Genomic DNA, 12,265 nt, shown 5'->3' on the forward strand with positions numbered 1-12,265 from the left:
ATATCGCGATCCGCGGCGCGTACTCCGACACAGGTCGCCGGCGACGCCGCCGACCCCCTCCGGAACACCCGGCCCCAGCAAATCCATCGTACGCAGCTTCGCCACCCGCCCGCCGCCGGGCCATAGCTCGACCGCATCGCGCGTGAGCCGGACCACGCGGGGACGTAATCCGCTGCGCCGGATACCTCTTCGCGGCGATCCAGCCTGCGCGTGGGCGGACCCGGCTAGTTTGAGCAGGGGATGCGGGGATCGATCGAGCTCGCGAGGTCGGTGAACCGGGACGGCAGTGCGGCAGGAGGGTTGCGTGATCACCGTTTTTCTGGTGGACGACCACGAGATCGTCCGGCGTGGCCTGATCGATCTGCTCGACAGCGACCCGGAACTGCGGGTGATCGGCGAAGCCGGTGACGTGGCGCAGGCGCTGGCCCGAATTCCCGCGCTGCGGCCCGATGTCGCCGTGCTCGACGTGCGGCTACCCGACGGCAACGGCATCGAGCTGTGCCGCGACCTGCTGGCCGAGGTCGACGGGTTGCGCTGCTTGATCCTCACCTCCTATACCGACGAGCAGGCCATGCTCGACGCGATCCTGGCGGGCGCGGGCGGCTATGTGGTGAAGAACATCAAGGGCATGGAGCTGGCCGCGGCGATCAAGGCCGTCGGCGCGGGCCGCTCACTACTGGACAATCGCGCGGCGGCCGCACTGCGCGCGCGACTACGGGCGGGCACCGCGGAAGACGGCGCGCTGGCCGGGCTCACCGAGCAGGAACGCAGGCTGCTCGCACTGCTCGGCGAGGGACTCACCAACCGGCAGATCGCCGCCCGCATGTTCCTGGCCGAGAAGACCGTGAAGAACTACGTGTCCCGGCTGCTCGCCAAACTCGGCATGGAGCGCCGGACCCAGGCGGCGGTGCTGGCCAGCAAGCTCGGCGAACGCTGAACCGGGCCATGGCCGCCATCCCGCACACCGTGCTGGACATCCTGCGCGCGGTGGTCGACACGGCGACCCGGGTCGCCATCGACAACGCCAGGCTCTACGAATGGGCCCGCACCAGACAGGCCTGGATCGAGGCGACCAGCGATATCGCCACCGAGTTCCTGGCGGGCACCGCACCGGACCGGGTGCTCGCGCGAGTGGTCGAGCACGCGCGCACGCTGACCGGCTCGCAACGCGCACTACTCGCGGTGGTCGAGCCCGGCGTGCCGCCCGAGGAGGCCACCGAACTCGTGGTGGCGCAATGGTCACGCGCCGCGGAACCGGTTGCGCGACATACGGTGCGGCTCACCGACACCGCGGCCGGCAAGGCGTTCGCGGAGCGCACGGCGGTCCAGTTCGCGGACGCGCGGGACGTCGATCTCGGGGCGCCCGTCGCGGCGGCGGGCCCGACCCTGATCCTGCCGTTGCAGACCGCGGGCGTGGTGCTGGGCGTGCTGATCATCCTGCGCGGACCCGGATCCGCGCCCTACTCGTCCGAACTCGTCGCACTGGCCTCGGCGTTCACCGACCAGGCCGCCTTGGCCATGCAACTGGCCGAGGCGCAACGCAAGGCGCGGGAACTGGACGTGCTCGCCGACCGCGACCGCATCGCCCGCGATCTGCACGACCATGTCATCCAGCGGGTCTTCGCGGTCGGCCTCGGCCTGCAGGGCCTGGCCACCCGGGTCGACGACGAGCAAGTCCGGCAACGACTCTCGGACGAGATCGACCGGCTCCAGGAGATCGTGCACGAGATCAGGACGACAATCTTCGACCTGCACGGCGGCGCGGGCGCCTCGCTGCGCAGGCGACTGGAGGACGCGATCCGGCAGCAGACCACCGACACCGCGATCCGGGCCCGGCTGCGCGTCGACGGACCGCTGTCGGTGGTCGGTCCCGCACTGGCCGATCACGCGGAAGCCGTTGTGCGCGAGTCGGTCAGCAACGCGGTACGCCATTCCGGTGGGGACTGCGTGACGATCGATATCGCCATCGGTGACGAGCTGACCATCCTGGTTCGAGACAACGGCTGGGGTCTGCCCGACGACGTGATCCCCAGCGGCCTGGCCAATCTCGCGCAGCGCGCGGCCGAATCGGACGGCCGCTGCCGGATCGAGGGCGGTGCGCACGGCGGCACGGTGGTGCAGTGGTCGGTTCCGCTGAGCTGAGCGGTCCGGCGCGCTGCTACGCGGGACCCACCAGCGTCAGATCGCCGTCGTAACGCCGGTACAGCAGCTGACCGCGGCCGTGGTGGTGATCGGTGTAGAACAGGAACGGCAGGCCCTGCTGACACAGAATGCTCGCAGCCCGCTCCTCGTCCAGGACCGGCGCCGGTTCGGTATCCACGGTCAGCGGAAGCGAATTCACGGCTCGGGCGGGGTGCTCGGGCGCACCGCACTGCCGGGACAATCGCACCCCGAGCGGATCGCCCCAGTGCACCACGGCGTCGGCGCCGGTCGCCTCGTCCACGAACAGATACGCGTCGTAGTCCATCGCGTCCATCACCGCCGTCGCCTCGGCCGGTGTCCCGGTGAGCAGCGCGCAGTACTTGCGGCGCACGATCGGACGCGGCGCGGTGACCCGTGCCAGCGGCGGCCGCGCCGGATCCGGCCAGTCCCGCGCCGCCGCCGTCGCCAGCCGGGCCAGTTGCCGGTCGAGCCGTTCGGCGGCGAAGGTCACCGCGAACCCGCCGGGCCCGGTCACCTGCACGCGGGTCGCGATACCGTGACTGCGAATGTTGGCCTGCACCAACGTCGGATCCTCGGCATCGAGCGGAGCGGTGACCCGAACCCGGGTCACCGCGTCGAGGTGATGGCGGCGCAGCACCCGCCCGATCGCCCGGACCGCCCGCGTCACGTCCATCGCCGGAACCGCGCCGCAGGTGGTGACGGCGAGGTCGAGTTCACCCGCGGTATGCCAATACTGCGCCGGCGACGATCGCAACAGCCCTGACGACTTCATGTGGCACGTCCTGCCTTCGATTCGAACCCGAGCCACCATGTCATCATCGCGCCGCCACCGCGAACAGGGCCGAAAGTCCCCGATCGGCGAACTAAACTGGCGCGGGGCGCAGTCCACGCGCCCGCCACAAGGGGATGCCGAAATGACCGACGAGCAGGGTGACGACCCTTACTCGGTCCGTGACACCCTGTCGCAACTGCGGTTACGGGAACTGCTGAGCGAGGTCAAGGAACGGGTCGAGCTGATTCTCGACTCCCGTGACCGGATGGACGGTTTGGTCGAGGCGATGCTGGCCGTCACCTCGGGCCTGGATCTGGACGAAACGTTGCGCACCATCGTGCGGACCGCGATCAGCCTGGTCGACGCCCGCTACGGCGCGCTGGCCGTGCGCGGGCACGACCGGCAGGTGGTGCAGTTCATCGACGAGGGCATGGACGAACGGACCCGCAGCGCCATCGGCCGATTGCCGGCCGGGCACGGCGTGCTCGGCGTGGTGTTCCAGCAGTCCCGACCGCTGCGACTGGACGATCTTTCGAAACATCCTGCCTCCGTTGGTCTTCCGGAGAATCACCCGCCGATGCGCACCTTTCTCGGGGTCCCGGTGCGGGTGCGCGGCGAGGTGTTCGGCAGCCTCTATCTGACCGAGAAGGCAGACGGGCAGCCGTTCACCGACGATGACGACGTGCTGGTGCAGGCGCTGGCGGCGGCCGCGGGCATCGCGGTGGACAACGCGCGGCTCTACGAATCGGCCCGCACCAGGCAGGCCTGGATCGCGGCCACCCGCGATATCGCGACCGAGTTCCTGGCCGGCACCGAATCCGACAGCGTGCTCGGCCAGGTGGTCGAGCACGCGCGCACGCTCACCGGCTCGCAGCGCTCGTTCCTGGCGGGTCCGGGCAGTGCCGCGGATGAGCTGGTGATCACCCAATGGTGCGGTCCCGGAACGGGTTACGAGGGCACGGTGGTGCCGGTCGAGGGCACCGTGCTCGGTGAGGCGTTCACCCGCCGCACCCCGTTGCGCTTCGACGACGCCAGTGCCGTCGGTCTCGGTTTCGCCCGACCGGAGAACGGGCCGCTACTGGTCCTGCCGCTGTGCACCCCCGACACGACACTCGGCGTGCTGACCACATTGCGCCCCGCGGGCGCGGCACCGTATTCCGACGAATTGGTCGAACTGACCGCCGCTTTCACCGATCAGGCGGCGCTGGCCATGCAGCTGGCCGATGCCCAGCACCGGATGCGCGAGATCGATATCCTGGCCGATCGCGACCGCATCGCGCGCGATTTGCACGATCACGTCATCCAACGACTGTTCGCAATCGGGATAACGCTGCAGGGCGCGGTCGCGAAGGCTACGGTTCCGGTAGTGCGACAGCGGCTTTCGACGGTGGTGAACGATCTGCAAGAGGTGGTCCAGGACATTCGTACCTCGATCTTCGATCTGCACGGCAGCCAGGGCAACCCGCTGCAGCAGCGACTGGAGCGCGCGATCCGCCAGCAGACCGCCGAAACACCGCTGCACGCAACGTTTTCGGTGTCCGGCCCGCTGTCGGTGCTGGAGGGCGAGCTGGCCGATCACGCGGAAGCGGTGGTCCGCGAAGCGGTCAGCAACGCGGTCCGGCACTCGGGGGCCGACACCCTCGCGGTACAGGTCACCGTCGACGACGACCTGACCATCGTGGTCACCGACAACGGATGGGGCATTCCGAATCACGTGGTACGCAGCGGATTACGCAATCTGGAGCAGCGGGCCCAGAAGGCCGACGGCGAATTCGGCATCGGCACGGCAGGTCTCGCGCCCGACGAGCGGGACGGCGGCGCGATGCCCGGCACCAGGCTGTGCTGGTCGGTGCCGCTGCCATGATCGCACGACATACTCCGCGGGCGGCGCCGGTGACGCGACCGTCCAGCCGGTTACCGGTCCCGGGTAGTGGCGTCGGCGTGCACCGCACAGCTGGGCGCCCGCCCGGCGCGTTCGCCTCGAGCTGCCCTGTTGCCGGGAGCGGTACCGCTGGACACCGGCGAAACCCAGGCATCCGGACAAAACCCCGGTCGGCACCGCGGCGGCCCGCACGCCGCCGACATGCCGACGAACAGGCCGAGTCACCGGCCCGCGTGTCGCCGGCGACGGGCGGTGACGACCCGAGCCCGGGAAACGTCCTATGATCTTGATGGCGGTATCGGTTGTCCGGGTCGCAGCCGGCTTCGCTTCGGCCCGGCCCGGGATTCCCCGGCTGAGCATTTCGGCCGGAAATTTCCCGGAAAAGACGGTGCTGTAATGATCGGCGGACCGAGTCCGATCAAGTGCGCGAACTGTGATCGAGGCAATAGCTTCGGCGCTGTGATCTCGTACGCGCCGATACCAGAATAATCCCATGTTCCAATGGCCATAATCGGGTCGACGATCGGGGGTTCGAGTGGGTGAGGACAAGGTAGCCGCTGCGGTCGACGCCGCCGAGCAGCTGGCCGAGCGCTACCGTTCCCTGGTCGAGCACTCACCCGACGGCATCTGCGTGCACGAGCGCGGCGTCCTCGTCTATGCCAACCCCGCTGCCGTCCGTTTGCTGGCCGCCGGCACCGCCGACAACGTGATCGGCAAGCCGCTCACCCAGTTCGTCCACCCCAGTTCGGTCCCGGGGATGCTGGAGCGGATCAGCCACCTGACCACCAAGGGCGCCGCTTCCCGGCCGACCGAGATGACGCTGGTCCGCCTCGATGGCGCCCCGGTGCCGGTGGAGACCGTCTCCGTGCTCACCGCCTGGCACGATCGGCTCGCCTATCAGGTGGTCATCCACGACCTCACGGCCCAGCGGCACGCCGAGGCCGCGCAGCAGTTGGCCGAGCAGCACTTCACCACGGTCGTCTCGCAGCTCGAAGAGGGTGTGGTGGTGATCGATACCGAAGGCCGGATCGAATCCATCAACCCGGCGGCCCGGCGCATCTTCGGCGCCGAGGACAGCGACGCCATCATCGGCCAGCCGATCGACGCGCTGCCGCTGACCCTGCTCGACGCGAACGCGCAACCGCTGCCGCCGCACCGCCATCCCATCGCCCGCACCCTCGCCACCGGCGAGACCATTACCGGCTACGTCTTCGGCGTAGACCGGGTCGACGGTCAGCGGCGATGGCTCTCCGGGAGCAGCAGGCTGCTCAACCCCGACGACAAGCGCTCCTCGGCGGTGTCCTCCTTCGCCGATATCACCGAGTTCCGGGCCAGCCGGCGGCAACTGGAATACCAAGCCACGCACGACTCGCTGACCGGGTTGGCGAACCGCTCGCTGATCCTGTCCCAGCTGGCGGGCGCGCTGGCCACCAGCGAGGATCTGCCGGTGTCCACGGTGCTGTTCATCGACCTGGACGGGTTCAAGGCGATCAACGACACCCTCGGGCACGCGATCGGCGACACGGTGCTGCAGATCGTCGCGCAACGGCTGCAGCGCGCGTTGCGCGGCGACGATATCGTCGGGCGGCTCGGCGGCGACGAATTCCTGGTGCTGCTGTCCGGCCGGACCCGGCGGGTGGATATCGACGCGCTGGTGGAACGCCTGCGCACCACCATGGCCGAGCCGATCATCGCGCGCGGGCACCGCATCGAGGTGAACGCCTCGATCGGCGTAGCACCGCTCAGCGTCGGCGACCGGCGCACCCCGGAGGCGGTACTGCACGACGCCGACCTCGCCATGTACCGGGCCAAGCCGTCCGGCCACCGCGAGGGCACGGTCACCAAGGGCCGCAGACCCAACAGCACGCACGCCTCCTGAGGGCGATGGCTGCGCCGATGACCTCGATCACGCCCGCAACTGGAGGACCAACACGCCCGGCGCTGCGACCTGCACCGGAGTACTGGACGGCATGATTTCGGGTACATCAGCGGTTACGGCGAGCGCGCCGCAATCGCAGTAGACTCGACAACTCTGTTTTCCGAGCGTTCGCGTACGCGGTGTCGACCGCGTGTACCGTTCGCCCGGCTTCATCGCGGTGACAAGGAGTTCAGTTTGCCCGACCTCACTCAGGACCGAGCCGACTCGTCGGGTCAGGGCAACCGCACCGCGTTGCCCGCCCGTGCGGAAGGCCCGGCGCTGACCCGCGAGACCGAACAGGAACAGGCGTACCTCTCGGTGCTCTACGACCGGCTCGACGAGATGCGCGACTACGCGCGCAACCGATTACGCACCGTGCTGCTCGAAACCGGCGGCACGCCGCAGGCCCGCAGCGAACGCGAGTCGTTCAGCCAGCTCTACACCGAGGATCTCGCCAAATACGATGCGGCCGAACACGGTTTGTGTTTCGGCCGGATCGATCTGGCCGAGGAATACCGCTACATCGGCAGGCTCGGCATCCTCGACGAGAAGGACGACTACGAGACGTTGCTGCTGGACTGGCGCGCGCCGCTGGCTCGCCCGTTCTATCTGGCCACCACCGCGGCGCCGGACGGCGTCACCCGGCGCAGGCACATCCGGTCGCGCAACCGCAAGGTCACCGCGATCAACGACGAATACCTCGACCTGGACGCCGCGCGCCAGGCGGGCGCGAGCGAGGACGACGGCGGTGTCGGCAGCGAGAGCGCACTGCTCGCCGCGCTGAACGCCGCCCGCACCGGCCACATGAACGACATCGTCGAAACCATCCAGCACGAGCAGGACGCGATCATTCGCTCCGAGCACAAGAGCGTGCTGGTGGTGCAGGGCGGTCCCGGTACCGGCAAGACGGCCGTCGCGCTGCATCGCGCCGCGTACCTGCTCTACACCTTCCGTCAGCAGCTCGCGAAGAGCGGCGTGCTGATCATCGGGCCGAACGCCACCTTCCTCGACTACATCGGGCAGGTGCTCCCCTCGCTCGGCGAGACCGGCGTGCTGCTGTCCACCATCGGCGATCTGTACCCGGGTGTGAAAGCCACCCGCGAGGATTCGCTGCGCGCGGGCGAGATCAAGGGCTCACTCGACATCCTCGAGGTGCTCAAGCAGGCCGTCCGCGATCGGCAGGAGGTGCCCGCCGAACCGATCCGGCTCAGCTTCGACGGTTATCCGGTGACGCTGGACCGCAAGATCGCCACGAAGGCGCGCGGGCGGGCCCGCTCCTCGCGCCGCCCGCACAACCTGGCCAAGCCGATCTTCACCAGCTCGGTGATCGACGCGCTCACCGACCAGCTGGCCGAAACCATGGGCGCGGATCTGTCCGGTGGTCCGAGCTTGCTGAGCCGGACCGATCTGGCCGAGATCCGCGACGAGATGCGAGCCGATCAGGAGATCCAGCGCGCCATCGGCAAGCTGTGGCCGCTGCTGTCCCCGCAGGAGGTGCTCGCCGACCTGCTGGCCGACCCGAAACGGCTCGACCGCGCGGGCAGCAGCCTGGACCCGGCCGACCGCGCCGAACTGGTGCGCTCGGACGACGGCACTTTCAGCGCGGCCGACGCGCCGCTGCTGGACGAACTGGCCGAACTGCTCGGTGTCGACGATGCCGAGGAACGCGAACGAGCCCGCCGCCGCTGGCGCGCCCAGCTGGCCGAGGCCCAGGACGCACTCGACATCCTGACCGGTTCCGCGCCACAGGATCTCGAAGACGAACTCGACCCGGAAATCCTGATGGCCTACGACCTGATCGACGCGAGCCAGCTCGCCGAACGGCAGGACGTGCGGACCAGGCAGACCACCGCCGAACGCGCCGCGGGCGATCGCACCTGGACCTACGGCCACGTCATCGTCGATGAGGCACAGGAACTTTCGGAGATGGCATGGCGAATGGTGATGCGGCGCATCCCGAATCGCTGGATCACCGTGGTCGGCGACGTCGCGCAGACCGGCGACCCGGCGGGTGCGTCCTCCTGGCAGCGGATGCTGGAACCCTATGTGGCCAAACGCTGGAAGCTCACCGAGCTGACGGTCAACTACCGCACGCCGGCCGAGATCATGGACGTGGCCGCGGACGTACTCGCCGCGATCGATCCGGACGCGACGGCCCCGCGCTCGGTCCGCGAAACCGGAAACCCGCCGCGCGGGTACCGCGTGGATCCGTCCGGCGTGCGCGACGAGGTGGCCAGGCTGATCGCGACGGAAACCGGCCCGGGCACCACCGCGGTGATCGCGCCGCACGCGCTGCTCGAGGGGCTGGCCGAACTCGCCGGCGAATCGGTGCGGGTGCTGACCGTGCACGATGTGAAGGGCCTGGAGTTCGACGCGGTCTACCTGGTCGAACCGCAGGCGATCCTCGACGAATCACCCCGCGGGCTCAACGACCTGTACGTCGCGCTGACCCGCGCGACCCAGCGGTTGGGCGTGGTCCACAGCGCGGACCTGCCGGAAGTGCTCGGGGCGCTGCTGGTCGGATGATCACCGGGTAACGGTGGCGGAAGCCTCTCGGTCTTTGCCGCCACCGCTACCTGGTGATCGCGTGTCCAGACGACGCGAAAGGCTCCGCATCGGGTGCGATGCGGAGCCTTTCGGGTAGCGGGGGTGGTCAGCGCACGGTGTGCACGATGAGCACGTCCGAGCGGGACTTGCGGGCCACGTCCGAGGGGACGGAGCCGAGCAGGCGACCGGTCAAGGTGTTCAAGCCGCGGTTACCGACGACCAGCAGGTCGGCGTCGACCTCCTTGGTCAGCGTGAGCAGGGACTCGACCGGCTCGCCGACCACGGCGCGCTCGACGATGTCCACCGCGCCCGCGGCAGCGGCCTTGTCCCGCGCGGTGCGCAGGATCTCGTTGGTGGGGGCGGACCCGCGCACCTGGTAGGCCTCTTCCTTCAGGACATCGGCGGCCGCGGCCACGTCACGATCGTCGGTGGGGTAGTAAGCACACGCGATGACCAGGGTCGCGGCGGACACTCCAGCCAGCGCGGCGGCCTTCTCGACGGCGACGTACGACGAGTCCGAGCCATCGGTACCGACGACGATCGTCCGGTAGGCGGTCATTCTCTCCTCCAAGTTATGAAGTGGTCACGTTGCCCACGCCGGTGCACCCGCACAGACGCGGCACCGGCGCAGCGACTTGCGTCGACCCTAGCGGCAAACGGAGTGGAAATATCAGAAATCGCAACACATCACATCGGCGGTGTCCGGGCATTCATGCCACGGGTTCGCGGGGAAATGTCGCGAGGGCCCGAGTAACCAGGCCGGACACAAATGCCGGGTCGACAAACTGTGATCCAGCACAACAATGGTGAACCATCTTGTCCCACTGGGATATTCGTCACACACCAGGGGCGATGGAACGCCGATCGGCCCGCCGCGACGCGTAAATCACGCGCCGGGACGGGCCGATCGGGCTCGGTACTGCCGAGCTATCAGGGCCACTGTCGGTAGTTCGCCCAGAATAAGCCCAGAATCGCTCCGATGATGTCCATGCCTACCTTCTCCCTGCACTAAAAGGACGCGCAATATTAGCGCGTCGCACAGGGTTCAGAGGTCGAAAAGCGGTCCGGTGATGGTCAATCCGAGGTCGTCGACATGGGCGAAGAACGCGAACAGCATCAACGCGGCGCCGCCGAGGGCCACGTCCTTGTTGAAGCTGATCATCTCCATCTGCTTGGCCTGGGCGTCGGTCTCCTTCCAGAACGCGTGCATCAGCACCGCGGTGACCACCAGCAATACCGCGAGCACCAGTGCGCCCAGATCCGCCCACACCCCGAGCAGAATGCTGAGCCCGCTCAGCGCGAACAGCGCACCCGACCCGAGCACCGACAGCTTGGCCATCGGCAGACCCCGGCTCTCGGCATAACCCGCCATCGCGTCTGTCTGCATGAAATGCCCGACCCCCGAGCTCAGGAACAACACCGCGAACAACACCCGTCCGATCAACACCACGACATCCATGTCCAGCTCCTTGTTTGGCTGACGGTAGGTAGTGCAACATTCAACTAGCGGCTCGGCTGGGCATTTCCCAGCCCCGGTCGAATGGTCGAATACGGTCGGCTCGGCAACTACGTCCTGGTCGACAGGACCTTCGCCGTAACCTCGTTGCGCGAGCGTAGCGAATTCTTGGCGTATTCCAGTGGAGCCATTCCGACTTCCGCGGTGAACTCGCGCGAGAAGTGCGCCTGATCGAAGTATCCCAGTTCGGCGGCCAACATGGCGAGATCTTCGGTGCGGCCGCGGGCGAGCAGTTCCGCGCCGTCCTGCAGGCGGTAGCGACGCAGGACCCACTTCGGTCCGGCGCCGACATAGCGGCGGAACATGCGCTGCAGGGTGCGCATCGAGACGTCGAAGCGCTCGGTGATCTGGTCCACCCTGGTCAGCTCCTGGTCCCGGGCGATCGCCTCGACGATGCGCAACACCAGCGGATAGGTCGGGTCCGCCGGCGTACAGCGCGGCGCGAGAAAATCCTCGAGCACGCTGCGGCGCTGCTCGTCGGTAGTCGCGTCCAGGACACGCTCGATCAGGTCGCCCGTGTCGGGCAGCACCTCGGTCAACGGGACAGAGGTATCGCGCAAGGACCCGACGTCCGAACCCGTGAACGCGCCGAAACCACCGGCCCGGAAGCGCACACCGAAGGTCTCCCCCACCCCGCTGAGCTCGCGGACGAACTTCGTCGTACACACTCCGGTGACGAAACCGCCTGTGCGCGTTGCCGATCGCTCGAAGGTGACGTTCACGCTGGGATACGGCAGCACCTGCGCGTGGTACGGCGGCCGGTCGCGCAGATCCCAGCGCACCGACCAGTACCACTCGACGAAACGACCGACCACCGGCCCGGCGGGCAGCCGCGCCAGCGAGCGGTACTTCGCCTGCTCGTCCGGGTGCAGGATGCCGGTGGTGTCCACGGGAGTCATCGGATTGGGTGCGGGCGGATCGAACGCGGTGCTATCGGACATCGTGCTGTCGCTTTCTTACAAGACCGGCCGGCCGTGGGCGACCAGTATCGGTGCCATGACCGACACCGTGAATCCCATCGCCGACGGCTACCACTCGATCACCTGCTTCCTCGCGGTCGCGGACGCGAACAAGGCCATCGACTTCTATACCGCCGTGTTCGGCGCCGAGCTGCTCAGCCGCAACGACCTGCCCGACGGGCAGCCCGCGCACGCCGAACTGAAGATCGGCGATTCCACCCTGCAACTCGGCATGCCGATCCCCGACAACAACGTGCTCGCCCCGAACGGCGAATGGGTGCACACCTCGATCGTGCACTACTGCCCCGACGTCGACAGCGTCATCGCCCGCGCCCTCGCGCACGGCGCCCGCAGCGCCGAAGAACCCCAGACCTTCGTCACCGGCGACCGCTTCGGCGTCGTGATCGACCCCTTCGGCCACCGCTGGGCCGTCCTCACCAAGGTCGAAGACGTCTCCCGCGAAGAAGCCGAGCGCCGCGTCGACGACTGGCTCGCCACCCAGTAGCGC

Annotated in this window: 10 protein-coding genes; 6 read left to right on the plus strand and 4 right to left on the minus strand. The window is 68.4% G+C overall.

The genetic code is table 11. The features are described 5' to 3' along the window. The first annotated feature begins 304 nt into the window (after nucleotides 1-304). Nucleotides 305-937, plus strand: coding sequence for a response regulator (locus tag NBRGI_RS22410; RefSeq protein ID WP_029899211.1), 633 nt, complete (start codon nucleotides 305-307; stop codon nucleotides 935-937). Nucleotides 938-945: 8 nt separating this feature from the next. Continuing rightward, nucleotides 946-2,142, plus strand: a complete 1,197-nt coding sequence (locus NBRGI_RS22415) for a GAF domain-containing sensor histidine kinase (RefSeq protein ID WP_051727951.1) — start codon at nucleotides 946-948, stop codon at nucleotides 2,140-2,142. A gap of 16 nt (nucleotides 2,143-2,158) precedes the next feature. Here the strand turns inward: NBRGI_RS22415 and NBRGI_RS22420 are convergent, their stop codons facing one another. Beyond that, the gene (locus NBRGI_RS22420) at nucleotides 2,159-2,935 is read right to left on the minus strand and encodes a sigma 54 modulation/S30EA ribosomal C-terminal domain-containing protein (protein ID WP_036560363.1); all 777 of its coding nucleotides are present in this window, start codon (nucleotides 2,933-2,935) and stop codon (nucleotides 2,159-2,161) included. A 142-nt stretch (nucleotides 2,936-3,077) separates the two neighbouring features. Here NBRGI_RS22420 and NBRGI_RS22425 point away from each other — a divergent pair, with 142 nt between their 5' ends. The 3 genes from NBRGI_RS22425 (at nucleotide 3,078) to NBRGI_RS22435 (ending at nucleotide 9,261) form a co-directional block, all read left to right on the plus strand. Further along, nucleotides 3,078-4,799, plus strand: a complete 1,722-nt coding sequence (locus NBRGI_RS22425; RefSeq protein WP_029899214.1) for a sensor histidine kinase — start codon at nucleotides 3,078-3,080, stop codon at nucleotides 4,797-4,799. A gap of 553 nt (nucleotides 4,800-5,352) precedes the next feature. Next, nucleotides 5,353-6,696, plus strand: coding sequence for a diguanylate cyclase domain-containing protein (locus tag NBRGI_RS22430; protein ID WP_029899215.1), 1,344 nt, complete (start codon nucleotides 5,353-5,355; stop codon nucleotides 6,694-6,696). A gap of 291 nt (nucleotides 6,697-6,987) precedes the next feature. Then, a complete protein-coding gene (locus NBRGI_RS22435; RefSeq protein ID WP_081878193.1) occupies nucleotides 6,988-9,261 on the plus strand; it encodes a HelD family protein in 2,274 nt (757 codons plus the stop codon). Between the two features lie 127 nt (nucleotides 9,262-9,388). Here NBRGI_RS22435 and NBRGI_RS22440 read toward each other — a convergent pair whose 3' ends face one another. The 3 genes from NBRGI_RS22440 to NBRGI_RS22450 form a co-directional block, all read right to left on the minus strand. Next, nucleotides 9,389-9,841, minus strand: coding sequence for a universal stress protein (locus tag NBRGI_RS22440; RefSeq protein ID WP_014983412.1), 453 nt, complete (start codon nucleotides 9,839-9,841; stop codon nucleotides 9,389-9,391). Between the two features lie 486 nt (nucleotides 9,842-10,327). Beyond that, nucleotides 10,328-10,741, minus strand: coding sequence for a DoxX family protein (locus NBRGI_RS22445; protein ID WP_029899217.1), 414 nt, complete (start codon nucleotides 10,739-10,741; stop codon nucleotides 10,328-10,330). Nucleotides 10,742-10,848: 107 nt separating this feature from the next. Continuing rightward, nucleotides 10,849-11,739 carry a helix-turn-helix domain-containing protein gene (locus NBRGI_RS22450; protein WP_235211069.1) on the minus strand — a complete coding sequence of 297 codons (891 nt, stop codon included), beginning with the start codon at nucleotides 11,737-11,739 and terminating at the stop codon, nucleotides 10,849-10,851. A gap of 55 nt (nucleotides 11,740-11,794) precedes the next feature. On the opposite strand from NBRGI_RS22450, the gene NBRGI_RS22455 reads away from it, so the two are divergent. Beyond that, the gene (locus NBRGI_RS22455) at nucleotides 11,795-12,262 is read left to right on the plus strand and encodes a VOC family protein (RefSeq protein ID WP_029899219.1); all 468 of its coding nucleotides are present in this window, start codon (nucleotides 11,795-11,797) and stop codon (nucleotides 12,260-12,262) included. The last annotated feature ends 3 nt before the right edge of the window (nucleotides 12,263-12,265 follow it).

Source organism: Nocardia brasiliensis IFM 10847, from assembly GCF_000710915.1.
Classification (GTDB): domain Bacteria; phylum Actinomycetota; class Actinomycetes; order Mycobacteriales; family Mycobacteriaceae; genus Nocardia; species Nocardia brasiliensis_A.

Excerpts from the sequence above, each read along its gene's own strand:
- NBRGI_RS22440 (WP_014983412.1), bottom strand. The coding sequence starts at position 9,841 with ATGACCGCCTACCGGACGATCGTCGTCGGTACCGATGGCTCGGACTCG.
- NBRGI_RS22425 (WP_029899214.1), top strand. The coding sequence starts at position 3,078 with ATGACCGACGAGCAGGGTGACGACCCTTACTCGGTCCGTGACACCCTG.
- NBRGI_RS22450 (WP_235211069.1), bottom strand. The coding sequence starts at position 11,739 with ATGTCCGATAGCACCGCGTTCGATCCGCCCGCACCCAATCCGATGACT.
- NBRGI_RS22445 (WP_029899217.1), bottom strand. The coding sequence starts at position 10,741 with ATGGATGTCGTGGTGTTGATCGGACGGGTGTTGTTCGCGGTGTTGTTC.
- NBRGI_RS22455 (WP_029899219.1), top strand. The coding sequence starts at position 11,795 with ATGACCGACACCGTGAATCCCATCGCCGACGGCTACCACTCGATCACC.
- NBRGI_RS22415 (WP_051727951.1), top strand. The coding sequence starts at position 946 with ATGGCCGCCATCCCGCACACCGTGCTGGACATCCTGCGCGCGGTGGTC.
- NBRGI_RS22420 (WP_036560363.1), bottom strand. The coding sequence starts at position 2,935 with ATGAAGTCGTCAGGGCTGTTGCGATCGTCGCCGGCGCAGTATTGGCAT.